Genomic DNA, 26224 nt, shown 5'->3' with positions numbered 1-26224 from the left:
TCCTGACCTGCGTAAATGCGGGGCAGGAGGGAACTTGTAGACGCCTCAGGGACGTGTCTGGGACTTCTGGTCGGACGTGAAGTCTTTGAACGACAGGAACTTCACGTGATCCGTCATCGGCAACGTCCCCTTCCCGGCGAGTTCCGCACGCAGCGTCCGGCGCAATCAGCCAGCGGACGCGCAGTTCGTGAGCCAGCCGGTTCGTCCGGCGGTCCAGTTCCGCGTAGGTGAGCCGGCCGCCGGCGTCGCACACCGCGATTGCCTCGGGACGCCTCGCCGCCTGCCGCTCGACCTCGACGACGGTTACCGCTGTGCCGGACAGGCAGGGTCCCTTCCTCGTGCGCCGGGCGACCCGGTCCTCGCTGCGGGGCGTGCTCGCGAAACGCCCGGCGCCACGCGGAGTCCGTCATGACGAGGTCAGCCCGCCGCCGCGGGGACACTGCGTCACTCGCCGCGCAGTGGGGTGATGTTGTGGGTGAACCGGAACAGGTTGTGCGGGTCGTGCAGCGTCTTGACGCGTCGCAGCCGCCCGTAGTCCTCGGGCGCGAAGAGTTCCCGCACCTGCTCCTGGGAGACCGGGGCGCCGTCGTTGTAGACGGAGTTGGGGCTGCGGCCGACGGTCCAGGGCTTCAGGGCGTCGTAGACACGCTGATGGACCGGCCGGGCGACCGTGGACGGCGCGGCCGTGCCTCCGGTCATCACGCGCAGCAGGTAGGCGGCCTCCCGGCCGCCGACCGCGCCCGCGTCGGGGAGCCGGCGGGCGAAGGCCCCGCCGAGGTGGCGGACCTCCAGGATGCAGGGCACGGCCGCATCGGGCCCGGCCACGTCCACGACGGTCCGCAGCGCCGCGGGGTCGAGTTCGCGCAGCAGGACGTTCCCGCCGAAGTAGGCGTGCGGGACGAGCGGGTCCTGGTAGATGGTGCCCGCCTGCGTGTACGGCATCTCCCGGACGGTGTCGGTCAGCCGGGGGGCGAGCGCCCGCAGGGGCGCCACGAGCCGTTCGCCCTCCTCGGCGGAGCCCGTGAAGGCGATCCGGACGTGTGCGGCGTAGCGTCCGTGCAGCGGCTCGGGGACGGACGGCCACGGCGGGCAGGTCATGAGGCAGATCGAGGAGGTGAGTTCCTCGGGCAGCGTCAGGGTCCACGCCCGGTAGGCGTCCAGCAGGTCGAGGGGGTGGTCCGCGGCGAAGTGGAGGGCGCCGCCGTAGAGCCGTGTCACCGGCACGAGGGCGGTCTCGACGGCGGTTACGGCGCCGAAGTTGCCGCCGCCACCGCGCAGCGCCCAGAACAGGTCGGGGTCGGAACCGGCGGTGACGTGGCGCAGCGCGCCGTCCGCGGTGACGATGTCGACGGCGCGGACGTGGTCGCTGGCGTACCCGGTCAGGCGGCCGAGCAGGCCGATGCCGCCGCCGAGGAGGTAGCCGACGACGCCGACATGCGGGGCCGAGCCGTTGACGGGAGCCAGCCCGTGCGGGGCGGCCCGCTCGATGACCTCTCCCCACACCACGCCGGCCTGGGCCGTGACGGTCCCGGCCGCCGCGTCCACCGCGACGGCGTTCATCCGGCGGGTGCTGATGAGGACGCCCTCGCCGTCCAGGGCGGTGACGATGCCGTGTCCGGTGGACTGCACGGCGACAGGCAGCCTGCGCCCGGCGGCGAAGCGGACCGCGGCGCGCACGTCCTCGGGGCGGGTGGCGCCGACGACGACGGCGGGGCGGTGGCGGAGGCCGGTCTGGAAACCGGAGCGTTCCTCGTCGTACTCCCGGCTACCGGGCAGGAGGACGGGTCCTCGCACCTCGGCGGCCAGCGTCTGCACGTCCACACTCATCCGTGGTTCTCCTTCCGTGGACGGCATGGCCACCGCCCCGCGAGTGCCGCTCGGCCGACAGGTCCGCTACCGCAGGGACGAGTTCTCCTGCACCCAGTGGAAGCCGCGGCTGACCAGCGGGAAGGTGGTGAGGTCGCGACGGCGCAGGTGCAGGCGGTGGTGGCAGCCGTCGACCTCGCCGTCCAGGACCAGGAGATCGTCGGCCGGGCGCTCGAAGGCGAACGTCACCTGCCACTTCGGGTCGGCCATCTTGGTCAGTGCGACCGAACGGGCGTTCATGTCGATCGCCGCCATGCAGGGGTCGAGCGAGTCGTCCATGTGCTGGATGGCCACGGCGTCCACGGAGTCCACGACGATCCGGCGCCAGCGCCGGTCGTCGGTCGTCACGGGCGGGAGCTGCTCGCCGTTGACGGAGAAGCCGGTGACGTCCCAGACGCCGTACAGCTCGGGCTTCTCCCGGCCGCCCCCGTGGTTCTTCCAGAACGTCCAGTCGTTGCGCAGTTGCGCGCCGAGGAGCAGGAGTCCGGCTCCGGCCTGGAGGGCGGTGGCGATGCGGTTGGCCCGGCGGGAACGGAAAAGGTCCGTCGGGGTGGCCGCAGGGAGCGGGCGCTGCGTGAACGCGGCGTCGGCCAGGCGAGGCGTGTGCGGGGCCAGCAGAAGCAGGCCGAGCAGGAGCAGGTGGAAGGAGTGGACCTTGACGGGGACGTCGAAGGTCATGTTGAGCAGCAGGACCTGGGCCATCTCCGCCGCGCACAGCAGCGCTCCCAGCGGCGCGGTGCGCGGCACGATGAGCAGCAGCCCGCCCGTGATCTCGGCGCAGCCGAGCAGTATCTGGTACGGCTTGGAGGATCCCGTCTGCGCCCACAGCAGGCTCATCGGGGTGAGGTCGCCGAGCGGCTCCACGAGCTTGGACGGCGGCAGCTGGAACTGGAGGGGGACGGCCTTGGCCGCGCCGTAGGAGAACATCTGTCCGGCGAGGCAGAAGCGGGCGGCCAGGCGGAACCACTTGTCGAGGGCGGCACGGTCCGTCCGGTGCCGGTCGAGCACGGACCAGACCGGGGCGGCCGCGGCGGCGCCCGCGAGCCAGCAGAGCTGTCCCGCCCAGGTGTGCGGGTCGTCGCCGCCGTCGAAGCGGTCGCCCAGCTCCCTGCCGAGGACCCGGACGGACATCCAGTTCCGCACCGGGCGTATCGCCCAGAGCTTCGCCCAGGCGTCGGCCGCTTCCTGTCGGCGCCCCATGCCGCCCCCGCGCAGGGCCAGGTAGACCTGCGGGCTGGTCAGGCAGTACAGGCCGGTGTAGACGCAGCCGAACCGGTAGGCGGTGCGGGCGGCTCCGGCCCACTTCGGCGGGGCCGGGGAGGTACCGGCCGGCGACAACGCGCGTCCGGCCGCCCGGCCGGCCGGTGAAGACGCGACGGTCCGCAGCCACTTGCCTACTCGCACCTTCATCGTTCATCACCTTCTCAGGGGCCGTCTTCGGTGGTCGCGGTCAGCTGCGGCGGAATCGTCCGAGCCAGGCGTGCACGTCGAGGAGTTCCGACGTGGTCGGGATGATGCCGCGTATGAGGGCGTCCTCGACCGACTCGGCCGTCCAGCCGTCGGCGAAGCCGTCGCGCAGGTGGTCGGCGGAGCGTTTGAGGGCCGGCGACTCGTCGTCGTCCGGGAGCGGCGCCGGTATCCCCTCGACGGCCTCGGCGAGCCGAGTCTGCATCTGCGCGGACCCCCGGTCGCTGATCGAGAGGATGTGCGCCACCGCCCCCGGGCGGCAGGCCCGGTGCAGGGCCGCCGCGTAGGCGCGCAGCCTGTCGCCCTCGAAGGTGTGGGCGAGTCCGGAGTCGATCACGGTGTCGAAACGCCCCTCGTAGCCCTTGAGATCGAGGGCGTCGGCGACTTCGAAGACGGCGCCGAGCCCGCGGGCGGCGGCCTTGTCCCGGGCGAGGGAGATCGCCGTCGGGGACAGGTCCAGCCCCGTCACCGCGTAGCCCTTGCCCGCCAGGTGGAGGGCGTCCTCACCGGTGCCGCAGCCGGCGTCGAGCACCGTGCCGCGCACGAGCCCCGCTTTCTCCAGGGCGACGTAGGCGGGTTGGGGCGCCCCGATGTCCCACGGCGGTCGCTCGCCGAACGGGCTCTCCCCGCGGTAGACGGCGTCGAACACCTCGGTCATCGCCGCGGGACCGTCGGGTGCACCGGCAGGTTCAGTCATGGCTGCCATGATTGCGTCGCGCCCCGGCGCCTCCTCGGTCTCTTGCAGACTTCTGTCAGGGAGGTGTCGTCCGCCGGTCAGCGGCAGCCGTACTTGCGGACCGCGAGCGGGGCGAACACCGCGATCAGGCCGACCGACCAGGCCACGGTCTGCAGGACGTAGCTGGTCGCCGGGCCCCCGGTGAACAGTGCGCGCAGCGCGTTGACCGCCGCCGTCATGGGGCTGTGGGTGGCGTACGCCTCCAACCAGCCCGGCATCGTGCCGGTCGGTACGAACGCCGAGGAGATCAGGGTGAACGGGAAGATCCACACACCGCCGACCGCCTGGGCGGCTTCCGCGCTGCGCACCAACAGCCCGAGGTAGGCGGCGAACCACGACACCGCGTAGCCGAACAGCAGCAACAGCAGCAGGCCGGCCAGCGCGGGCACGAGGCCGTTGCGGAACCGGAAGCCGACCAGCAGGCCCACTCCCACGGTCACCCCGGCCACGCCGACGTTGCGGAAGATCTCCGACAGCGTGCGTCCGATCAGTACGGCGGTACGGCTCATCGGCATCGACCGGAAGCGGTCCATGAGGCCCTCGTGCATCTCGGCGGCGATCCCGATGGTGGTACCTGCGGCGGAGCCGTAGAGCGCCATCTGGACGAGGATGCCGGGCAGCAGGAACTGGGCGTAGCGTTCGCCGCCGACGTCGATGGCGCCGCCGAAGACGTACGTGAACAGCAGGATGAACATCACCGGCTGGACCAGTGAGAACATCACCAGTTCGGGGCTGCGCAGTACGTGCCGTACGTTGCGCAGGGTCATTTGCCACATGTCGGAGAACCACCACGCGAGGGCGTTGCCCGACGGCGTGTACGACGTGCCGCTCTCCCAGGTCAGAGTGGTGGAGGTCATGGCCGCTCGGTTTCCTTCCCACTGTTGCGCCGGTCGGTGCTGTGATCGGCGGATCGGCCCGTCACGGCGAGGAAGACGTCATCGAGAGTGGGCCGGCGGAGCGCCACGTCACCTATCGCGATCCCCGACTCCTTGAGCAGGTGAAGCAGGTCGGGCAGTGTGCCGCCGTCGGACAGCGGCGCGTGGACCTGTATCTTCTCGGGGTCGGCGACCGGGTCGGTGCCCAGCCGCTCCCGCAGGATCCGGACCGTCCGCTCCATGGCTCCCGTGTCGAGGAGTGTGATGCCGACCCGGTCGGGGCCCGCCTGTGCCTTCAGCTCGTCCGGGCTGCCGCTGACGATGACCGTGCCCCGGTCGATGACGGAGAGGGAGTCGGCAAGCTGGTCCGCCTCCTCCAGGTACTGCGTGGTGAGCAGTACGGTCGTTCCGTCCGCGACCAGTTCGCGCACGAGCCGCCACACCTCCATACGGCTGCGCGGATCGAGGCCGGTGGTCGGCTCGTCGAGGAAGACGAGCCCGGGCCGCGCCATGAGGCTGGCCGCGACGTCGAGCCGGCGCCGCATCCCGCCCGAGTACGTCTTGGGCTGCCGGTCGGCCGCGTCCTCCAGGCCGAAGCGTTCCAGCAGTTCGCTCGCGCGTGCCCGGCAGTCGTACTTCGACAGCCGGAACAGCCTGCCGATCATGTGCAGGTTCTCGCGCCCGGTGAGCAGTTCGTCGACGGCGGCGTACTGGCCGGTGAGCCCGATCATCGACCGGACCCGCCGGGGGTCGCGGCGCACGTCCACGCCGAACACCTCGGCCACTCCCTCGTCCGGCGCGATGAGGGTGGCCAGGATCCGGACGGTGGTGGTCTTGCCGGCGCCGTTGGGGCCGAGCAGGCCGTGCACCGTGCCCTCGGGTACCGTGAGTTCGAGACGGTCGAGTGCGGTGAGCGAGTCGAAACGCTTGCACAGTCCGACCGTTCTGATCGCTGCTGGCATCTGCCGTGATTCCTTTCCTGGTCCGACGCGCGCCCTGGGCTGGGGGTCGGCGACCCGGTTCAGTGGTGCACGGCACCGAGCAAGGCCGACATGTGGATGGCGTCGGCGGCCGCCGCGCCCGCCGCGGTCGACGCGGTGACCGACTGTTTCCAGCGACTGGTCAGGTCCCCGGCCGCGTACAGGCCCGGCACGCTGGTGCACTGGGAGGCGTCGACGCCGACGAAGCCGGCGTCGTCGACCGTCAGCTTCAGTTCTTCCGCCGCCCGCTGCACGACGGGCTGCTGCCGCTGTCGCGGCGTCCACACCAGGGTCTGCCGCTCCAGGACCCTGCCGTCGGCCAACTCAATGCCGTACAAGGACCCTTCACGGTGGTGCAGGCGGCGGACCGTTCCCGTGACGACGTCCCCTCTTCTGCTGCGCGCGGTCGCGCGAGCGGTCTCCAGGCCGGGCATCGACTCCTGGCAGATCGCGATCGTGTCCTCGCTCCAGGCGCGGAAGGCAACGGCCGACAGTCCCGCGAGTTCCGCGTTGTCGGCGACCGTCGCCCAGCGCCGGCCGGCGTTCTCCTCACCGAGGCAGAACGGGCAGTGGATCACGCTGCGGCCCCAGCACTCCGCGAAGCCGTCCACGTCGGCCGGATGGACGTCGACGACACCGGTCGCGAGCAGGACGGTTCGGGCCTCGACGGTCTCACCGCCGCCGAGGGCGACCCGGAAGCCCCCGCCGGGAGCGGAGGACACGCTGTCGGCGTCGTCCTCCAGCCGCTCCACGGTCGTGTACCGGGAGAGTTCCCGCCAGGCGCGCTCCCGGAACTCGGCGGGAGTGACGCCGTCCATTCCGATGTGGCCGTGAACGCCTGCCGACGCGCTGTTGCGCGGTGCCCGGGGGCTGTCCACGACGATCACCGGGTGTCGGTATCTGGCCAGGCCGAGTGCCGCGGTGAGCCCGGCGGGGCCGGCTCCCACGATCACGGTGGTGTGGTCGGCGTGCGAGGACATCGGTCTGATCCCTTCCGTCGGGTGGCATGGACGGGGTCCGTCCACCGTGGGAGCGGTCCGGCAGGTGCTCGGTGTGGGAACGCCGGAATCGGCTGTCGGCGGGCGGAAGCCGTCGGCCCGCATTGTCGTCGCCGCCGCGGTGGTGGCAAGGTGCGGGCGAAAGAGGTGAGCCAGACGGTCGTGCGCCTGCGCGGCACGGGCGATGCCGGCTTTCCGCCCGGGCACGAGCCGGCCGCGGTCGACGCCCCCGCCCCGAGTCACCGGGCGGGGGCAGGCGCATGGCCGCGTCGGGTCAGACGCCGACGTACTGGGCGAGGTGCTCGCCGGTGAGGGTGGAGCGGGCGGCGACGAGATCGGCGGGCGTGCCCTCGAAGACGATCCGGCCGCCGTCGTGTCCGGCGCCGGGACCGAGGTCGATGATCCAGTCGGCGTGCGCCATGACCGCCTGGTGGTGCTCCACGACGATGACCGTCTTGCCGGCGTCCACCAACCGGTCGAGCAGGGCGAGCAGTTGCTCGACGTCGGCGAGGTGCAGGCCGCTGGTCGGCTCGTCGAGGATGTAGACGCTGCCCGCCCCGCCCATGTGGCCCGCGAGCTTCAGCCGCTGCCGCTCGCCGCCGGAGAGGGTGGTGAGCGGCTGGCCGAGGCTGAGGTAGCCCAGACCGACCTCGGCGAGCCGGTCGAGGACGGTGCACGCGGCCGGTGTCCGTGCCTCACCGCTGCGGAAGAACTCGGCGGCCTCGGCCACCGGCATCGCGAACACCTCGCTGATGTCCCGGCCGCCGAGCCGGTACTGGAGCACCGAGGACTGGAACCGCTTGCCCTCGCAGTCCTCACAGGTGGTGGCGACACCGGCCATGATCGCCAGGTCGGTGTAGATGACCCCGGCGCCCTTGCAGGTGGGGCAGGCGCCCTCGGAGTTGGGGCTGAACAGGGCGGGCTTGACCCCGTTGGCCTTGGCGAACGTCTTGCGGATCGGTTCGAGCATGCCCGTGTAGGTGGCCGGGTTGCTGCGCCGGGAGCCCTTGATGGGCGACTGGTCCACCGTGACGACGCCGTCGCGGCCCGCCACCGAACCGTGGATCAGGGAGCTCTTGCCGGAGCCCGCGACTCCGGTGACCACGGTGAGCACGCCGAGCGGGATGTCCACGTCGATGTCACGCAGGTTGTGGGCGTCGGCGCCGCGCACCTCCAGCACACCGGACCGCTCACGCACGGTCGGCTTCAGGGAGGCCCGGTCGTCCAAGTGCCGTCCAGTGACGGTGCCTGCGGCTCGCAGGCCCTCGACCGTGCCCTCGAAGACCACCTCGCCGCCCTTGGTGCCGGCGAGCGGTCCCAGGTCGACGACGTGGTCGGCGATCACGATCGTCTCCGGCTTGTGCTCCACGACCAGCACGGTGTTGCCCTTGTCTCGCAGGCGCAGCAGCAGGTCGTTCATCCGCTGGATGTCGTGCGGATGCAGGCCGACGGTGGGCTCGTCGAAGACGTAGGTGACGTCGGTGAGCGCGGAGCCCAGGTGGCGGACCATCTTGACGCGCTGGGCCTCACCGCCCGAGAGCGTGCCCGAGGACCGGTCGAGCGAGAGGTAGCCCAGACCGATCTGGACGAACGAGTCGAGGGTCTGGCCGAGCACCGTGCACAGCGTCCTGACCGACGGGTCGGTCAGACCGCGGACCCAGGCCGCGAGGTCGCTGATCTGCATGGCGCAGGCGTCGGCGATGCTGATGCCGTCGATCTTCGCGGACCGGGCGGTCTCGCTGAGCCGGGTGCCGTGGCACTCGGGGCAGGCGGAGAACGCCACCGCCCGTTCCACGAAGGCACGGATGTGCGGCTGGAGCGTCTCCTTGTCCTTGGACAGGAACGACTTACGCACCCGCGCGAGGAGGCCCTCGTAGGTGGTGTTGACGCCCTTGATTTTGACCTTGACCGGGTCCCGGTGCAGGAGGTCGTGCCGCTCCTGCTCGGTGTAGTCGCGGATCGGCTTGTGCGGGTCGAGGAAGCCCGACTCGGTGAACGACTGCACCACCCAGCCGTCGGGTTTCCAGCCGGGGACCGTGATCGCGCCGTCCGCGAGCGACTTGGAGTCGTCGAACAGCTGGGCGGGATCGATGTCCGAGACGGTGCCCATGCCCTCGCACCGCAGGCACATGCCGCCGACGACGCTGAAGCCCTTCTCGATCTTCTTGCCGTTCACCACGAGGACGCCCGACGCGTCGGCCGAGGCGACGTTGAAGGCGAACGCCTTCTGCGAGCCGATGTACGGCTTGGCGAGCCGGCTGAAGAGGATGCGCAGCAGGGTGCCCGCGTCGGTGGCGGTGCCGACCGTGGAGCGCAGGCTGGTGCCCATCGGCTGCTGGTCGACCAGGATCGCGGTGGTCAACCCGTCGAGCAGGTCGACCTCGGGCCGCGCCAGGGTGGGCATGAAGCCCTGGATGAAGGCGCTGTACGTCTCGTTGATCAGCCGTTGCGACTCCGCGGCGATCGTGTCGAACACCAGGGAGCTCTTGCCCGAGCCGGAGACTCCGGTGAACAGGGTCAGGCGTCGTTTGGGGATCTCCACGTGCACGTTCTTGAGGTTGTTCTCACGTGCTCCGTGGACACGGATCATGTCATGGCTGTCGGCGGCACACAGCGCAGCGGGCTGGGTGTCCGTCTCCGTGCCGGCCGTCATGGTGTCCCTCCCGTTTGTCGGACGCGGCACGCCTTCGTCAAGCGACGTGGTGACGAGTTCCTGAACGTCCCGGTTCATAGGCTCAAGCGTATACCTGCAAAGTCGGTTGAGAGTTTTGGTGAAGCAACACGGATTTTCCTGGATAGAGTCTCAAACCGTGAAGTACCTGCGTCCATACGACCTGGCCCGTGAGCACGGCATTTCCACCCAGGCGGTCCGCAATTACGAACGGGACGGGTTCATCCCGCTCGCCCGGCGAACCGCGTCCGGCTACCGCACCTACACCGAGGTCCACGCGGCGGCCCTGCGCGCCTATCTGGCGCTCGTCCGGGCATACGGATACGCCACGGGCGGCGAGATCATGCGGTCGCTCAACACCGGCGACCTCGACGCCGCGCTGACCGCCGTCGACCGCGGCCACGCCCAGCTGCTGCGCGACCGGAGCACGCTGGACGCGGTCGGGCGGGCGGTGGAGCACCTCACCCGTGGGCCGGCCCTCACCGAGCACACCTCCTCCGCCGGCGGCGAGCCGCTCAGCATCGGCGAACTCGCGCGCCGCCTGGGGGTGACCGCGGCGACCCTGAGGAACTGGGAGGCGGTGGGCATCCTCACCCCCGCCCGGGAGCCGGTCACCGGCCGCCGTTCGTTCGGCGTCACGGACGTGCGCGACGCCGAACTGACCCATCTGCTGCGGCGCGGGGGCTACCCGCTGGAGCACATCCGCACGGTGGTCCGGCAGATCCGCACGGCCGGCGGCACCGAGGCGCTGTCCGCCGCCCTCGACGACTGGCGGCGACGGCTCACGGCCCGTGGCGTGGCCATGCTCGACGCGGCGGCCCGTCTCGGCGGGTACGTGACCCTCCTGGACATCGCCCCGGCCGGACCGCCGGCCGCCGGGGAACCCGCTCCCGCGCCGGGATCCCCATCGACGGTTTGAGACCTCCCGGTCCGGCGGATCCAGTCGCGGCGCCGACGGCACCGCCGTAAGCCTCAACGAGTCTTTCAATGATTCGATTGACAGACATGAGAAAGGACTTCCACGGCCTTCCCGTGGCCTCGTGCGCCGTACTGGCGCTCGGCGAGCCCACCCACCGGGAACCCGCCTTCGGGTGGGTACGCAACGAGCTGTTCGCCCGGCTGGCCCGCCTCGGTTTCCGCTCGATCGCCCTGGAGACCGACCGCGTGGCCGCGCTGCGCGTCGACGACTTCGTCAAGGGCGGCGACGGCGATCTCGACGAGGTGGCGCGGGAGGGTTTCTCCCACGGCTTCGGCGACCTGGAGACCAACCGGTGCCTCGTCGCCTGGATGCGCGACCACAACGCGGGCCTGCCGCCGGAGGAGCGGCTGACCTTCCACGGCTTCGACCTCCCGACGGAGACCACCAGCGCCCCCAGCCCGCGGCGCTGTCTGGAGCAGGCCCGTGACTACCTGGGGCTCGACCTCGACCTGACCGGGCTGTCCGGCGCGGACGAGCGGTGGAGCCGTACGGAGGCGGTGATGGACCCGGCCATGTCGGTCGGCGCCACGCCCGAGGCCGAGCGGCTGCGGTCCCTCGCCGACGACATGCTCACCCTGCTCCACGCCAACGCCGCCGACCGGATCGCGCAGACCTCGCGCGCGGAGTGGCTCCGGGCCAGGATCCACCTCACCGCCGGCCTCGGTCTGCTGCGCTACCACCGGCAGGCGGCCCAGCGCATGGAGAACAACGCCCGGCTGTCCCGGCTGTTCTCCACCCGGGACGCGCTCATGGCGCAGAACCTGCTCGACATCCGCAGCATCGAGGGCCGCCGGGGCGCGACGCTGGTCTTCGCCCACAACGTGCACCTCCAGCGGACCCCGAGCAGCTGGAGCATGGGAGACCTGCGGGTCGACTGGCCCGGGGCAGGCACCATCGTGGCACCGCTGCTGGGCGAGCAGTACGTCTTCGTCGCCGGCAGCCTGGGCCGCAGCGAGGCCATCGGGCTGGGCGACCCCGAGCCGGGCACCTACGAGAGCGTTCTGCAGGACCGCGTGACCGATTGGGCCCTGGCCTCCACCGGCACGGTCACCGCCGCCCGGACCCGGACGGACACCACCCCGCAGCAGGGCTACTTCCCGCTCGACCAGGGCCTCTGGGACACCGCCGACGCGGTCCTGCACGTCCGTGACGGCGCCGCCGTCACCGGGTCGGGGGACCTCCTGCGCGCCCTGGCCGGTGCCGGGAGCGCGCTCTGACAGAGACGGGAAGGATTCGCGGGCTCCCTGGGCGCCGGGGATTAGATTCGCCGTCGATCAGGGAGCCTCCCGAAGGAGCTGACCGCACTTGAACACGGTTCCTGAACTGTTCGAGTCAATCGTCGCCCGACGGGGCACGGAGCCCGCGCTCATCGACGCGGAGGGCACCCTCGGGTACGCGGAGCTGAACACCCGGATCAACCGGCTCGCCCGCAGGCTCATCGCGCACGGTGTCGGTCCCGACTCGCTCGTCGCGGTCGCGATGCCCAAGTCGCGGGAACTGATCGTGGCGATCATGGCGGTGCTCAAGGCCGGCGGCGCCTACCTCCCGCTCGACCCGGAGTATCCGGCGGAACGCCTGGCGTTCATGGTGTCCGACGCGCGTCCGGTGCTGCTGCTGCGGTCCTCCTCGGTGGCGCCGCTCGACGCGGGCCCGGAGGAACTCGTCCTCGACGACCCGGCGTTCCGTGCCGCGTGCGCGGCCGGGCCGGGGCACGACGTCTCCCGGGACGAGCGCCGCTCCGTCCTGCGCCCCGATCACCTGATGTACGTCATCTACACCTCGGGGTCGACCGGAACGCCCAAGGGTGTCGCGGTGCCGCACAGCGGGGTCCGCGACATGGCCGCCACCCAAGCAGCCTTCCTGCGGGCGGGGCCGGGCGACCGCGTGCTCCAGTGGGCCTCCATCAGTTTCGACGCCGCCTTCTGGGACGTGTGCCTGGCGCTGCTGTCCGGGGCGGCCCTCGTGACGGTGCCCGCCGAGGACCTGCTGCCGGGCCATCCGCTGTGGAACACCTTGCTCAAGTACGACATCACCCACGCCACACTGCCCCCCGTGGCGCTCAGCGAGACCGACGCCGAGGACGTACTGCCCGGCGGGATGATCACGTCCACGGGGGACAGCTGTACGCCGACCCTGGTGCGCAAGTGGTCCCGGGCACGGCGGATGTTCAACGGCTACGGCCCGACGGAGGTGACCGTCGGGGCGACGATCGCCGGACCGGTGCGCGACGCCGGTGACATCGGGATCGGCACGCCGTGGTCCAGCAAGGAGGTGCACGTGCTCGACGAGCGGCTGCGCCCGGTGCCGCCCGGCACGGAGGGTGAGCTGTACATCGCGGGCACCGGGCTGGCGCGCGGCTACCTCGACCGGTACCCGGCGACCGCGGTGAAGTTCGTGGCCGACCCGTTCGGGCCGCCCGGTACCCGGATGTACCGCACGGGCGACCGGGGCCGCAGGGGGCCGGACGGCGAGCTGTTCTTCGCGGGCCGCGCCGACGGCCAGGTGAAGCTGCGCGGTTTCCGGGTCGAACTCGGTGAGATCGAGGCCCGGCTCGCCGCCCATCCGGCGGTGGACGTCGCCGTCGCCGTGGTCCGGGGCGAGCTGGCCGACGCGCATGTCGTCGGCTACGTCACCACCACGGGGCCGGTGGAGCCGGCCGATCTGCGCGCCCATGTCGCCGAGTCGTTGCCCGCCCACATGGTGCCCGCACGGGTCACGCTGCTGGAGCGGTTCCCGACGCTGGCCAACGGCAAGATCGACCGGGGGGCCCTGCCGCAGCCGGACGCGGGCGTACCGGGACTCCCGGACGGCGGGCGGGCGCCGGAGGCCGTCGAGGCGGACGACCGGGCGGCCGTGGTCTGCGCGATCGTGCGGGACGTCCTCGGGATCGCGGAGGCGACGGTCGCCGACAACTTCTTCCAGCTCGGCGGGCACTCCGTGCAGGCGACCAGGCTGGTCGCCCGGCTCCGGGAGCGGTTCGGGGTCGCGCCGTCGATCCGGACCGTGCTGGAGGCGGCGACGATCGGCGAGCTGGCCGCGGCCGTCGAGAGCCGGCTGCCCGGCTGCCCGGCTGACGGCCGTCAGCGGAAGGCGACCGGCAGACTGGCGTAGCCGTTCAGGAAGTTGGAGTAGACCGGGGCGGGCTCGCCGCACACCTCGATCTCGGCGACCGACTCGGTGAGCGCGCTCAGCAGTGCGCGCAGCTCCGCCCGGCCGAGGAACGCGCCGACGCAGAAGTGCGGGCCGTGGCCGAAGGAGAGGTGCTTGTTGGGCGAGCGGGCCGGGTCGAACCGGCGCGGCTGGTCGAAGACCTCCTCGTCGTTGTTGGCGGAGATGTTCCACAGCGTCACGATGTCGCCCGCGCGCACCTGCCGGCCGCCTATCAGCATGTCGCGGGTCGCGGTGCGGGCGAAGTGCCTGGCCGGCGTGGCCCAGCGCAGCACCTCCTCGACCGCCGTGTCGACCGCGGCCGTCCCCTCGCGCAGCGCCCGCCACTGGGCGGGGTGCTCGGCGAACGTCTTCACCGCGCAGATCGCGGAGACGCGGGAGGACTCGTCACCGCCGAGCACGAGGCTGTAGCAGTTGAGCGCGGCTTCCTCCAGCGTCAGCGGGCGGCCTCCCGCCTCCGCTGTGGCGATCATGCTGATCACGTCGTCGCCCGGGTCGCCGCGGCGGTGCCGGGCGAGGTCCATGAAGTAGCCGATGATCTCGTTGCGGGCCTCCAGGGAGTCCAACCGGTCGGACTCGGCGTCTTCCGAGGAGAGGGCCAGCTTGTTCCAGCGCAGCAGCTTCTCGCGGTCCGCCTCCGGAATGGAGAGCAGATCGCAGATCGTGTTCATCGGGATGTGCTCGGCGACCTCCGCCGCGAAGTCGAACTCACCCTGCCGGGCGACGGTCCTGATGAGCCGTGACGTCCGTTCCCACACCCTCTCCTCCACCGCGCCGAGGACGCGCGGGGAGAAGGCGCGCAGCATCAGGTTGCGCAGCTCGCGGTGGCGGGGCCGGTCGGTGACCGCGAGCATCTTGCCGCCCGCCGAGTCACCGCCGCTCAGCAGGACGTCCAGTACGGTCCCGCGAGCGGAACTCAGGGAGCGCACGTCGGCGTAGCAGGACAGCACGTCGGCGTGGCGGGCGACGACCCAGAAACCGGGATCTCCCTCGTGCCAGTACACGGGCCGGTGCTCGCGCACATCGCGCCAGAACGCGTAGGCGTCGTGTCGTACGAAGGCGGTCGCGTCGGTCAGGTCCAGCTCGGTCGGGGTGGTCATGCCGAAATCGTCACATCGGCGGCGCCCACGCCGGGCAGCTCTTGCGCAGGTCTTTCGTCGTGAATGAGAGACGAAAGAATGCTGATCAGGCACTTCCTTCCCGTGCCAAGCTCAGGAACATGGGTCGTTGGACGCGCCGGATCGTCCGGCTGCGGCCGGTAGACCACCTATGACGAGGAGGCGGCGTCCTGAGTACCTTGACGTATGGGGACTATCTCCACATGGAGACCCTGCTCTCGCTCCAAGAGCCGAAGGCCCCGAACACAGCCGGCCGCGCGGTCGTCCTGGCCGAACAGTTCTTCATCATCACCCACCAGTCCTGCGAGCTGTGGCTCAAGCAGCTCGGGGCTGATCTGGACGCCGCTGCCGAGGCGCTCCTGCCGCCCTGCGATCCGCACGACCTGGAGCTGGGGCTGGAGTTCCTGCAGCGGTCCGGTGAGTTGATACGGGTCCTCCAGCAGCAGTTGGCGGTGCTGGAGAAACTGCCACTGCGCTACTTCGCCGAGTTCCGGACCTACCTGGACACGGCGAGCGGCGCGCAGTCCGCTCAGTTCCGGCGGCTGACGGTGCTCCTCGGCAACAGCCATCATCAGGGCAGCCTCTACGAGGCGTTCGCGGCGGCGGCCGAGTACCACGGGCAGTCCGTGCCCGACGTCCTCCGGCGCGGCGTGGAGTGCGGCGTGCTGCACCGCCTCGCCGAAGCGCTGGTGGACCTGGGCAACGGCTACTGGCACTGGAAGGTGGCGCACCTGGCGCTGGTGTCGAAGATGATCGGGGAGCAGGACGGGACCGGCGGCTCGAGCGGTGTCGACTTCCTCGCCCGCCGCGTCACCCGGCCCTTCCCCGAACTTCGCCGCCTGCGCGGGAAGGTGCACCACTCGTAGCCTTCCGGCCGCCGACGAGTACTCATGGATGAGGGCCTCCTGCGCCCGGGCGTGGATGGCGCGGTCCACACCGGGCCCAGGAGGCCCTCACGTGATCGTGCGTCCCGCACGTGTGTCACCGCCGTGCCGGGGCAGCCGCCTAGCGTGATTCGATGTCCAGGGCGTAGCCGCGGCCCCAGGCGGTGCGGATCACCAGGTCGGTCGGTGTCAGACGGCGGCGCAGCCGCATGATGTGGAGGTCGAGCGAGTTCCTCGTCGGCCTCTGCACGCGTTCCGCGAGCCGTTGTGAGAGTTCGTGTCTGTACACCACCTCCCCGAAGTGCTCGATGAGCAGCTCCATCAGTTCGGTCTGGACGCTGGAGACGGTGATGGAGTGCGAACCGAAGGTGAGTGTTCCGGCGGAGTCGAGGGTCGGTATCTGTCGGCTGTCGAGCCGGTTCTGGAGGGCCCTGACCCGGGCGTCGAGATCGTCCCGGGAGATGGGCGCCCGGACCCAGTCCTCGAAGGGGTCGTTGCAGACCGGCGGGCGGGCACCCGCCTCCACCACGAGGAGACGGGGCACTCCGTCCCTCCTACATCGGTTCCGAAGGTCCGTTTGTGCCGGCCATCGGACGAACATGACATCGCGCGTGGTGCATCGCACAGCGTGTGCCTCCCCGTTCGACGCAAACGTAGGTCACTGACATCGCCGGCCGACGATGCTCCCCCGTCGGCAGGCCGGGCGTAACGGGCCGCAGGCCGTGGTGGTGTGGTCCGGTGCCACGGCCTCGTCCCGCAGCGCGGCACCGTGTTTCCCTGGGCCGGCGCCCCGGTGCCGCGTCTCAGAGCACTGAGCTAGCCGTTCATCGCCTCGCGGAGGCTTCGCGGCCGCATGTCGGTCCAGTGCTCCTCCACGTAGGCGATGCTCTCCGCCCTTCCGGCGGGACCGAAGACGCTGTGCCAGCCGGCGGGTACCTCGGCGAAGGCCGGCCACAGGGAGTGCTGGTCCTCGTCGTTGACCAGCACATGAAATCGGCCGTTCTCGTCGTCGAACGGGTTGGTGCTCACCTTTTGCCTCCGATCTGGTTTCGGCACCTGCGGGTGCGAACAGGGTCACTGCGCTGACCGCAGGATCCGGTTGAGGGTGCGGCTGATCTCAGCGGCGTTCCTCGGCCAGTACATCTCGTTGTGGGCGCAAGCGATGTCGACGCGCTGCACACGTCCGTCGACGTGTTCCTGCCAGAGCACGTCCAGGTCCTCGTCCAGTTGCCGCTTGTCGTGGGTCTCCGGGTCGAGGAGTGCGTTGAAGAAGACGACGTCACCGCGGTACCGCGGTGAGGTGAACCGCCGCATCTGCTCCATCTGTCCGATGAAGATCGAGGAGGCGGTGGTGACGAGCGAGGGGTACTCCTCCATCCCTGCCAGGTGTCCCATGTAGTTGGCGAGGTAGCGGCGGACCATGGACTCGTCCAGCGCCTCCAGGTCGGCGAAGTGGCTGGAGGGCGCGGCGTCCAGCAGCGCCAGGAGCGCCACCTCGTGTCCGCGACGCTGGAGTTCGGCCGCCATGGCGTGCGCGAGGGTGCCGCCGAAGGACCAGCCCAGCAGGTGGTAGGGGCCGCTCGGCTGGACCTGGAGCACCTGCCCGAGGTAGTCCTCGACCATCTCCTCGACGGAGCCGGCCGGCTCGGTGGTCCCGTCGAAGCCGCGTGCCTGGATGCCGTACAGCGGCCAGGCCGGGTCGAGGTGGCGGGCGAAGCCGAGATAGGGCCAGCTCAGCCCGCCGCCCGGGTGCAGCCACCACAGCGGCGGCTTCCACCCCTCTGTGCGGATCGGCAGCAGGACGGCGAACGGGTCCTCGAAGTCGGCGTCGGTGTCGGTGGTCAGCTGTGCCGCCAGTTCGGCGACGGTCGGATACTGGAACACCGTGCGGATCGGGACCTCCACGCCCAGCTTCTCGTGGATCCGCCACACCAGGCGCGTCAGCCGCAGGGAGTGGCCGCCACAGGCGAAGAAGTCGTCGTCGATGCCGATCCGGTCCAGGCCCAGCACCTCGGCGAAGAGCGCGGCGAGCTCCTCCTCGCGCGGGGTGCGCGGGGCCCGGTGCTCCCCGCCGACCGGGTCCGGCTCGGGGAGCGCGGCCCGGTCCACCTTGCCGTTCTCGGTGAGCGGCAGCCGGTCGAGGACGATGATCTCGGCGGGCATCATGAACTCCGGCAGCCGGCCGGAGAGCCGCTCGCGCAGCAGGGAGGGCAGCCGGGATGCGCGGCGGGACACCGCGGGGACGTTCGCCAGCCGGGCCGAGGGGGCGCCGGCGGGCCGGTACAGGCCGTCGCAGCAGACCGCGTCCACCTCGGGCACGACGGCCGCCTCGAAGCGGTCACCCGTCTGCGCCGACCATGTGCAGTACACCGCGAGCCCGCGCCGGGCGCCCCAGAGCTCCAGTTCGGCCGGGTCGAGGGTGCCACCCAGTTCGGCGGGAGCGCCCCATTCGGCGGCCTCGCCCGCCAGGCGGGCGTTGGGAACTCCGGTGAGACGGAGCCGGCCGCCGTGCCGGGCGAGCGCGGTATCCAGGTCGGCCAGCTCGAGCACCTCCGACCCCCAGGCCGCCTCCGGCAGGTCGCCGAGGTCCAGTGGCTTCGCCGGTGCCTTGTGCAGCACGACCTCGTAGCGGTGGCGGGTCAGCTCGTTGTGGTGGGTGCCCTGCTTGAGGCGGATGTCGGCCGCGACGGCGTCCGGGCGGGCCTCGGCCCAGCGGGTGAAGAAGCCGGGGTCGACGACGAGTTCCTTCTCGGCGAGCACCGCGCGTTCGACGGCGGCCTGCACGGCGGCCGGGCCGTCCGCGGGCTGTCGGCAGCGGTGCACCGCCGCGGCGAACGTGCGCAGGGTGCGGTGGTTGCGGACGTCGCCGAGCACGACGCGTCCGCCGGGTGCGAGCCGGTCCATCGCGAGATCGAGCACCCGGGTGAGGTAGTCGGCGTCCGGGAAGTACTGCACGACCGAGTTGAAGATCACCGTGTCGAAGTACCCGGCGGGCAGGCCGTCGGCGTCGTCGGCGGCCTGGCAGCGCAGGGTCACCTTGCCCGACAGCCGCCGGTCGGCGCCGGTCTGGGCGCGCAGCCGCTCGATGACGGGCGCCGAGAAGTCGGTGCCCCAGTACTCCTCGGCCTCCGGTGCGAGCGGGCCGAGCAGCAGACCGGAGCCGACACCGATCTCCAGCACCCGGCGCGGGCGCAGGGACCGCACCCGCCGCAGCATCGCCTCGCGCCAGGACCGCATCTCCGCCAGCGGGACGGGGCGGCCGGTGTAGGAGCTGTTCCAGCCGGTGAAGTCCTCGCCGACCGTGTCGGTGGCGACCTCGGTCCCGCCGTACATGGTGTCGTAGATCTCGCGCCACTCGCTGACCTGTTCGGCGGCGTCTCGGCCGGTGGAAGCGGTGCTGTCGGGCACCACGTAGGCGACCATGCGGCGTTCGCCGAGCCGGTCCCGGCGCACGGCGACCACCGCGTTCGCCACGCCGTCCTGCTCGCGCAGCACCGCCTCCAGCTCGCCCGGCTCGACGCGGAAGCCGCGCAGCTTGAGCTGGTCGTCGCTGCGGCTGACGTAGTGAAGACGGCCGTCGGCGTCCCAGCGCACCAGGTCGCCCGTGCGGTACACACGCGCTCCGGGCTGCGCGGACGGGTCGGGCACGAACCGGGCGGCGGTCAGGCCCGGGCGGCCCGCGTAACCGCGCGCCACGCCGTCACCGCCGATGTACAGCTCACCCACCACGCCGGGTGGCACCGGCCGCAGCCGGTCGTCCAGGACGAGGAGCCGGCTGCCGTCCATCGGGGCGCCGATGGGCAGCGGGTCGGTGCACTGCGCCGCCGAGGCCATCCGGTGCCGGGAGGCGAACGTGGTGGTCTCGGTCGGGCCGTAACCGTTGACCACGGTGACACCGGGGCAGGCGTCGAGGACCGTGCGGACGGCGGTCGGCGACAGGACGTCCCCGCCGGCCCACACCTCCTGGACGGCGCCGAAGCACTCGACGTGCTGTTCGGCCATCACGGCGAACAGTCCGGCGGTCAGCCAGAGCGCCGTCACCTCCCGCTCGGTGATCACCCGGGCGAGTTCCGCGGTGTCCGGCCGACCGGCGCGGGCCACCACGGTCGTGCCGCCGCCGAGCAGCGGCACCCACATCTCGTACGTCGACGCGTCGAAGGTGTGCGGCGAGTGGAAGAGGACGCGGCGATGGGCGCCGGTGCGGAAGCAGCTGTCGAGCGCGAGGTCGACGACGTTGCGGTGGGTCACCTCCACGCCCTTGGGGCGGCCGGTGGAACCCGAGGTGTACATCACGTAGGCGACGGCGTGCTCGCCGACGCCTTCCACCTCGGGCGGCGAGTCGGGCAGCCCGTCGAGGTCCGCCTCGGCGAGCCCCCCGTCCACGGTGACCGCCGCGTCGAGGTCCGCGAGCAGGAAGTCGATGCGCTCGGGCGGGTGGGTCGGGTCGACGGGCGCGTAGACGGCACCGGCCTTGAGGACACCGAGGATGGCGGCGACCAGCAGCGGCGAGCGTTCCATCACGAGGGCGACGCGGTCGCCCGGGCGGGCGCCGCGGGCCACGAAGTGGTGCGCGAGGCGGTTGGCCCAGCGGTCCAGTTCGGCGTAGGTCCAGGTGCGCGAGGAGTCGGCGGAGACCAGCGCGGTCGCGTCCGGGGTCGCGGCGACGGCGGCGGCGAACCGCTCGGGAAGGGTGCCGGCCTCGAGCCCGGCGCCCCGGGCCGGGCCGGACCAGGCGCTCAACGCCGCGCGCTCGTGCTCGGTCAGAACACCGACGGATCCGATGGGTGTGTCGGGCGCCGCGACCACCTGGCGCAGGAAGTGCAGCCACCGGTCGAGGAGCGTCCTGACCGTCTCCACCTCGAAGAGGTCGGTGGCGTACTCCGCGAAGCCCTCGATGCGGGCCGGCGCGTCTTCCTCGTCCCGTTCGGTGACGCTGATGAACAGGTCGAAGCGCGCGGTGCCCAGGGAGAACGGCTCCTCGGTCACGGTGAGGCCGGACAGGTGGAACTCCGGCCGCGTGTTGTTCTGCAGGGCCAGGCACACCTGGAAGAGCGGGTGGTGGGCGGGCGAGCGGACCGGGTTGAGCACCTCGACCAGGTGCTCGAACGGGATGTCCTGGTGGTCGTAGGCGGCGAGGCTGCTCTCGCGGACCCGGTCGACGAGCTCGGCGAAGGAGGGGTCGTCGGAGGTGTCCGCGCGCAGCACCCACGTGTTGACGAAGAAGCCGACCAGCCGGTTGAGCGCCTCGTCGGTGCGTCCGGCGATGGGCGAACCGATCGGCACGTCCGTGCCCGCGCCGAGCCTGGTGAGCAGCGCGGCCAGGGCCGCCTGGAGCACCATCGACACCGTGGCGCCGCGCTCCCGGGCCATCCGGCGCACAGCGTCGGTCAGCTGGGGGTCGAGTGCGAGCGGCACCAGATCGCCCGCGTACGACGCGACGGCGGGCCGGGGCCGGTCGGTGGGGGGCGTGACGGTCTCGGGCAGGCCAGCCAGCTGGGTCGTCCAGTAATCCAGCTGCCGCCGGTAGAGGCTGCCCGGGTTCTCGCTGTCGCCCAGCAGTTCCCGCTGCCAGAGGGTGTAGTCGGCGTACTGCACGGCAAGCGGTTCCCACTGCGGCGCCCGGCCCGCGCTGCGGGCCTCGTAGGCGGTGGCGAGATCCTCGGCGAGCGGGAGGGCGGACCAGCCGTCGGCGACGATGTGGTGTGCGCCGATGAGGAACACCGCCTCGCGTTCGCCCGTCCGCAGCAGCCAGGAGCGGAAGGGGATCTCGGCCGCCAGGTCGAACGGACGGCGCGCCGCCTCGCGCAGGACGCCGGGCAGCTCGGCCTCGGTGATCTCGTGCTCCTCCCAGGGGACCTCGACCGCGGTCGGCGGCAGGATCCGCTGGTACGGCTGTCCGTCCGCCTCGCCGAAGACGGTGCGCAGGGATTCGTGCCGCTCGACGACGTCGTGCACGGCGCGGCGCAGGGCGGCCGCGTCGAGCGCGCCGCGCATCCGCAGGGCCAGCGCGACGTTGTAGGTCGCCGAGGGCCCCTCGAAGCGGTGGATGAACCACAGCCGCTGCTGGGCGTAGGACAGGGGCAGCCGCTCGGGCCGCGCCTGGGGTCGCAGCGGCGCGCGGAGGTGGTTCAGGGTGGTCAGGTGGGCCGCGAGTTCGGCGACGGTGGGCGACTGGAAGACGGCCCGGATGGGGATCTCCACACCGTGCTCGGCCCGGATGCGGCTGACCAGCCGGGTGGCCAGGAGCGAGTGGCCGCCGATGGAGAAGAAGTTGTCGTCCACGCCGACCCGGTCGAGACCGAGGACCGCGGCGAACAGCGCGCACAGCGACTCCTCCTCCGGTGTGGCGGGGGCCCGGCCGCCACCGGCCGTGTAGTCGGGCGTGGGCAGAGCCCGCCGGTCGGGCTTGCCGTTGTCGGTCAGCGGCACGGCGGCGATGGGCACGATGGCGGCCGGGATCATGTACTCGGGCAGAGTCTCCCGCAGATACCCGCGCAGGGCGGGCAGCAGTGCCGTGACGGCGGCGGCGGCCGCGGGGTCGTTCGCCGGGGTGCGTCCGTCGGTGGCCGGCAGGTATGTGCCGGTGAGGAGGGTGCCGGCCGCCGGGCTGTCGCGCAGCACGACGACGTCGAGCAGGTCGACGGCTTCGGCCGACCAGGTCGGCACCGCGTCCCAGCCGTGCCGGGCGGCCCAGGCACGGATCTCGGCGGGGTCGAGCGGCGGCAGCTCGGGCGCGGCGGAGCCGTCGAGGCCGAAAGCGCGGGCCGCTGCGGCCTCATCGGTGAGGCGGGCGTTCGGGATTCCGGTGATCCGCACCGCCGGCTCCGGCCGGTCGCCTATGCGGTCGGCGAGCCGGCCCAGGTCGCCTTCCCAGGCCAGGGTGGGGACGCCGTCGAGCCGTCGCGGGGCGTCCGCCGGTTCCGTGCCCGGCTTGTGCAGCACGACCTCGTAGCGGTGCCGGGTCAGCTCGTTGTGGTGGACGCCGTCCTTGGTGCGGATGTCGGCTCCGGCCCCCCCGGCCCGGTGAGCCCAGCTCAGGAACCACTCGGGGTCGACCACCAGCTCATTCTCCAGCAGGACGGCCTGTTCGACCGTGGTGCGCAGGACGGCCGGTGCCGCATCAGGGTGCTTCGCCCGCTGGACGCCCGTCTGGAGCGTGGGCAGGGAGGCGACCCGCCGGACGTCGCCGAGGACGATCCGGCCGCCGGGCGCGAGCAGTTCCCAGGCGCCGTCCAGGACCCGGGCGAGGTAGCGGTCGTCAGGGAAGTACTGCACGACCGAGTTGAGCAGCACGGTGTCGAATGCGCCACGGGGCAGTCCGGTGAGATCGTCGGCGGCCTGGTGGTGCAACCGGACCCGGTCGGCCAGGCCGGCCCGGGTCACCTGCTCGCCGAGCCGGTCGATCACGGCCCGGGAGAGGTCGGTGGCCCAGTACTCCTCCACCCGGCCGGCGAGGTGCGCGAGCAGGAGCCCGGTGCCGACGCCCAGTTCGAGGACGCGCTCGGGCGACCATCGCAGGACGCCTTCCACGGCGGCGTCGCGCCAGGCCCGCATCTCGTCGAGCGGGATCGGCTCACCGGTGGAGGAGTCGTTCCAGCCCGTGAAGTCCTCACCGAATCCGTGTCCGCCGTCGTCGGAGTAGGTCTGGTCGTAGACCTCCTGCCATTCCTCCACCTGGTCGTCGGTGCCGCCGTCGGGCGGGAGGGCTCCGGTGTCGGGGACGACATAGGCGACCAGGCGCAGATCGCCGGGCTGGTCCTCGCGGGCGGTGACGATGGCCTGGCGGACGGCCGGGTGCCGGACCAGGGCGTGCTCGATCTCGCCGGGCTCGACGCGGAACCCGCGCAGTTTGACCTGGTTGTCGGCGCGGCCGAGGAAGCAGATGTTGCCGTCCGGGAAGAAGCTGGCGCGGTCGCCGGTGCGGTACAGCCTGTCGCCCTCACGTGCGCTGAACGGGTCACGGACGAATCGTTCCGCGGTCAGGTCCGGCCGGTTGACATAGCCGACGCAGAGACAGTCCCCGCCGATGTACAGGTCGCCCTCGACGCCGACGGGGCACGGCTCCATGTTCTCGTCGAGCACGTAGTAGCGGGCGTTGTCGATGGGACGGCCGTAGGGGATGCTGCGCCAGGACGGGTCGATCTCCCGGACCCGGAAGTAGTTGGACCACACCGTCGCCTCGGTGGCGCCGCCGAGGCTGACGATCTCCGCGCCGGTGAACACCCGGCGGACCTCGTCGGGCAGCGACAGCGGGGTGTAGTCACCGGAGAGGAACACCAGGCGCAGGTCGCCGGTGCCCTCGTACCCGCCGTCCTCCGTGAGCAGGGATGCGACCTGGTTGAGGGTGGTGGGCACCGAGTCCCAGAAGGTGATCGGCTCCGTGAGCAGGACGTCCAGGAGCAGCTGCGGATCCCGCTGCTGGACAGCGTCCGCGAGGTAGACGCCGCCGCCGCAGCCGAGCAGGCCGAAGATGTCGAAGACGGAGAGGTCGAAGCCCAGCGAGGTGACACACAGGACGACGTCGTCGGGGCCGAACGCGAACGTGCGGTAACACCAGTCGATCAGGTTGTGCACCGGGCGGTGGGTGACAGCGACGCCCTTCGGCTTCCCGGTGCTGCCGGACGTGAAGATGATGTACGCCGTGTTGTCCGGTCCCGCGGCCGGTTCCGGATCGTGGTCGGCGCCGGGCGACCGGGCGTCGGCGAGTTCGGCGAGCCGGACGCCGTCCGGCAGGGACCAGCGTTCGGTGTCCGGCGTGGACAGCACGAGGGAGCACCCGGCATCGGCAAGCATGCCGGCCACGCGGTCGGCGGGCAGCGCCGGCTCCAGCGGCAGATAGGCACCGCCCGCCTTGAGCACGCCGAGGACGGCGGCGATCATGGCCGGCCCACGGGGAACTCCGACGCCGACGACGGTCTCCGGGCCGACGCCGCGTTCCTTGAGGTCCCAGGCGACGCGGTTCGCCCACCGGTTCAGCTCGCCGTAGGTCATGGTGCCGTCGGCCCAGCGCAGGGCGGTGGCGTCCGGGCGCCGTGCGGCCTGCTCCTCGAAGAGCAGATGGACCGGTCCCGGGCAGTGGACGGGGTGGGCGGTGTCGTTCCACTCGACGAGGATCCTGTGGCGCTCGGCGGCGTCGAGGAAGTCGCCGGGCCGGCCGGCCCCGGCCTCGGCCGCTGCGCCGACGGTGGTCCTCGGGTCGGCCACCACCTCTTCGACGACGGCCACGAACCGTGCCGCGATGTCCTCCACGGTGGAGCGGTCGAAGAGGTCGGTGGCGTACTCGATCTCACCGACGACGGAGCCGGTGGAGTCGTCCGGCGCCAGGTTGAAGAACAGGTCGAACTTGGCGCTGCCGGTGGGCAGCGGTTCCATCGTCACGGTGAGACCCGGCAGGTCCAGGTGCGGTGGGGTGTTGTTCTGCCACGCCAGCACCACCTGGAACAGGGGGTGATGCGCGGTCGACCGCTCCGGCCGCAACAGCTCCACGAGCCGCTCGAACGGCACATCCTGGTGGTCGTAGGCGGCAAGCGCCTTCTTCCGTACCTGTTCAAGCACCCACTCGAAAGGCCGGTCCGCGGTCACCTGCACGCGCAGCGTCCAGGTATTGACGAAGAAACCCACCAGTTCACTCAGCGCCTCCTCCGTACGGCCCGCGATCGGCGAGCCGACGGTCACATCCTTGCCTCCTCCCAGCCGATGCAGCAATACCACCAAGGCGGCCTGGAGCACGATCGCCGTCGTGACACCATTGGTTTGCGCCATTTTCTCTGCGGCGGCGCGCAGCTCGGCGGACAACCCGACCGGGACCGATCCGCCGCGAAAACTCGCCACCTCGGGACGGGGCCGGTCCAGGGGCAAGGGAAGGGGCTTGGACACACCGGCCAGTTCCTCGCGCCAATAGGCACTCTGCGTCGAGACGACGCTGTCCGGATCCTTTTCGTCACCCAGCATTTCCTGCTGCCACAGCGCGTAGTCCGAATACTGCACAGGCAGTTCGGGCCAGTCCGGTGCCGTGCCGGTCACCCGGGCCCGGTAGGCCGTCGACACGTCACGTGCCAGCGGGGCCAGCGAGCCGCCGTCGCCCGCGATGTGGTGGATCACCAGGACAACCAGGAACTCCTCGTCGCCACTCTGGAGGACGCAGCCGCGCAGCGGTACGTCCGTCGACAAGTCGAACCAGCTGCCGCTCACCGACGCCACCACGCCGGACACCCGCTCGGGGGCCACCCGGCCCCAGTCCTGCCAGGGCAGGTCGATCTCGGCAGGGTCGAGAACACGCTGGTACGGCTGGCCGTCGGTTTCCGCGAAGACCGTGCGCAGGACTTCGTGGCGCACCATCACGTCGCGAAACGCCGCCCGCAGCGCGACGGCGTCGAGCGGGCCGTGGCAGCGCAGGAGCAGCGGGATGTTGTAGGTGGAGGAAGAGCCTTCGAAGCGGTTGATGAACCACATTCGCCGCTGCGCGTACGACAGGGGGGTCAT

15 protein-coding genes are annotated in these 26224 nt (G+C 71.6%); 4 read left to right on the top strand and 11 right to left on the bottom strand.

Annotation, left to right across the window (positions count from 1 at the left end; all coding sequences use genetic code 11):
• Positions 1-444: 444 nt before the first annotated feature.
• The 7 genes from RM812_RS14855 to RM812_RS14825 all read right to left on the bottom strand — a co-directional run bounded on the left by RM812_RS14855 (position 445) and on the right by RM812_RS14825 (position 9575).
• Entirely contained in the window at positions 445-1827 is a 1383-nt protein-coding gene (locus RM812_RS14855) for an FAD-binding oxidoreductase (protein WP_311573000.1), read from the bottom strand.
• A 66-nt stretch (positions 1828-1893) separates the two neighbouring features.
• The gene (locus RM812_RS14850; RefSeq protein ID WP_311572999.1) at positions 1894-3276 is read right to left on the bottom strand and encodes a DoxX family protein; all 1383 of its coding nucleotides are present in this window, start codon (positions 3274-3276) and stop codon (positions 1894-1896) included.
• 40 nt (positions 3277-3316) lie between these two features.
• On the bottom strand, positions 3317-4030 hold the full coding sequence (locus RM812_RS14845) for a class I SAM-dependent methyltransferase (protein WP_311572998.1): 714 nt from the start codon (positions 4028-4030) through the stop codon (positions 3317-3319).
• Between the two features lie 77 nt (positions 4031-4107).
• Positions 4108-4926, bottom strand: coding sequence for an ABC transporter permease (locus tag RM812_RS14840; RefSeq protein ID WP_311572997.1), 819 nt, complete (start codon positions 4924-4926; stop codon positions 4108-4110).
• A complete protein-coding gene (locus tag RM812_RS14835) occupies positions 4923-5906 on the bottom strand; it encodes an ATP-binding cassette domain-containing protein (protein ID WP_311572996.1) in 984 nt (327 codons plus the stop codon). Before RM812_RS14835 ends, RM812_RS14840 begins: the two co-directional genes overlap by 4 nt.
• A gap of 59 nt (positions 5907-5965) precedes the next feature.
• The gene (locus RM812_RS14830; protein WP_311572995.1) at positions 5966-6904 is read right to left on the bottom strand and encodes an NAD(P)/FAD-dependent oxidoreductase; all 939 of its coding nucleotides are present in this window, start codon (positions 6902-6904) and stop codon (positions 5966-5968) included.
• 292 nt (positions 6905-7196) lie between these two features.
• Positions 7197-9575, bottom strand: a complete 2379-nt coding sequence (locus RM812_RS14825) for an excinuclease ABC subunit UvrA (RefSeq protein WP_311572994.1) — start codon at positions 9573-9575, stop codon at positions 7197-7199.
• Positions 9576-9732: 157 nt separating this feature from the next.
• Between RM812_RS14825 and RM812_RS14820 the strand changes: the two genes are divergently transcribed.
• The 3 genes from RM812_RS14820 (at position 9733) to RM812_RS14810 (ending at position 13683) form a co-directional block, all read left to right on the top strand.
• Positions 9733-10512, top strand: coding sequence for a TioE family transcriptional regulator (locus RM812_RS14820; protein ID WP_311572993.1), 780 nt, complete (start codon positions 9733-9735; stop codon positions 10510-10512).
• Between the two features lie 86 nt (positions 10513-10598).
• Positions 10599-11789, top strand: a complete 1191-nt coding sequence (locus RM812_RS14815; protein ID WP_311573102.1) for an erythromycin esterase family protein — start codon at positions 10599-10601, stop codon at positions 11787-11789.
• A gap of 88 nt (positions 11790-11877) precedes the next feature.
• Positions 11878-13683, top strand: a complete 1806-nt coding sequence (locus RM812_RS14810; RefSeq protein ID WP_311572992.1) for a non-ribosomal peptide synthetase — start codon at positions 11878-11880, stop codon at positions 13681-13683.
• On the opposite strand, the gene RM812_RS14805 is transcribed toward RM812_RS14810, so the two are convergent.
• Positions 13653-14840 (bottom strand): cytochrome P450, encoded by a 1188-nt coding sequence (locus RM812_RS14805; protein ID WP_311572991.1) that lies wholly within the window; start codon positions 14838-14840, stop codon positions 13653-13655. The two genes, RM812_RS14810 and RM812_RS14805, sit on opposite strands and share 31 nt — an antisense overlap.
• A gap of 197 nt (positions 14841-15037) precedes the next feature.
• On the opposite strand from RM812_RS14805, the gene RM812_RS14800 reads away from it, so the two are divergent.
• Positions 15038-15724 carry a tryptophan 2,3-dioxygenase family protein gene (locus RM812_RS14800; RefSeq protein WP_311572990.1) on the top strand — a complete coding sequence of 229 codons (687 nt, stop codon included), beginning with the start codon at positions 15038-15040 and terminating at the stop codon, positions 15722-15724.
• Between the two features lie 139 nt (positions 15725-15863).
• Here RM812_RS14800 and RM812_RS14795 read toward each other — a convergent pair whose 3' ends face one another.
• The 3 genes from RM812_RS14795 to RM812_RS14785 form a co-directional block, all read right to left on the bottom strand.
• Entirely contained in the window at positions 15864-16286 is a 423-nt protein-coding gene (locus RM812_RS14795) for a winged helix-turn-helix domain-containing protein (protein ID WP_311572989.1), read from the bottom strand.
• Positions 16287-16558: 272 nt separating this feature from the next.
• Positions 16559-16771 carry an MbtH family protein gene (locus tag RM812_RS14790; protein WP_311572988.1) on the bottom strand — a complete coding sequence of 71 codons (213 nt, stop codon included), beginning with the start codon at positions 16769-16771 and terminating at the stop codon, positions 16559-16561.
• A 45-nt stretch (positions 16772-16816) separates the two neighbouring features.
• On the bottom strand, positions 16817-26224 hold the full coding sequence (locus RM812_RS14785) for a non-ribosomal peptide synthetase (RefSeq protein WP_311572987.1): 9408 nt from the start codon (positions 26222-26224) through the stop codon (positions 16817-16819).

This window comes from Streptomyces lancefieldiae (genome assembly GCF_031845825.1).
Taxonomy (GTDB): domain Bacteria; phylum Actinomycetota; class Actinomycetes; order Streptomycetales; family Streptomycetaceae; genus Streptomyces; species Streptomyces lancefieldiae.
Note: the sequence above shows the minus strand (reverse complement) of the source record. Positions and strands in the feature narration are given on the sequence as shown.

Excerpts from the sequence above, each read along its gene's own strand:
- RM812_RS14855 (WP_311573000.1), bottom strand. The coding sequence starts at position 1,827 with ATGAGTGTGGACGTGCAGACGCTGGCCGCCGAGGTGCGAGGACCCGTC.
- RM812_RS14830 (WP_311572995.1), bottom strand. The coding sequence starts at position 6,904 with ATGTCCTCGCACGCCGACCACACCACCGTGATCGTGGGAGCCGGCCCC.
- RM812_RS14840 (WP_311572997.1), bottom strand. The coding sequence starts at position 4,926 with ATGACCTCCACCACTCTGACCTGGGAGAGCGGCACGTCGTACACGCCG.
- RM812_RS14850 (WP_311572999.1), bottom strand. The coding sequence starts at position 3,276 with ATGAAGGTGCGAGTAGGCAAGTGGCTGCGGACCGTCGCGTCTTCACCG.
- RM812_RS14845 (WP_311572998.1), bottom strand. The coding sequence starts at position 4,030 with ATGACTGAACCTGCCGGTGCACCCGACGGTCCCGCGGCGATGACCGAG.
- RM812_RS14785 (WP_311572987.1), bottom strand. The coding sequence starts at position 26,224 with ATGACCCCCCTGTCGTACGCGCAGCGGCGAATGTGGTTCATCAACCGC.
- RM812_RS14815 (WP_311573102.1), top strand. The coding sequence starts at position 10,599 with ATGAGAAAGGACTTCCACGGCCTTCCCGTGGCCTCGTGCGCCGTACTG.
- RM812_RS14825 (WP_311572994.1), bottom strand. The coding sequence starts at position 9,575 with ATGACGGCCGGCACGGAGACGGACACCCAGCCCGCTGCGCTGTGTGCC.
- RM812_RS14805 (WP_311572991.1), bottom strand. The coding sequence starts at position 14,840 with ATGACCACCCCGACCGAGCTGGACCTGACCGACGCGACCGCCTTCGTA.
- RM812_RS14835 (WP_311572996.1), bottom strand. The coding sequence starts at position 5,906 with ATGCCAGCAGCGATCAGAACGGTCGGACTGTGCAAGCGTTTCGACTCG.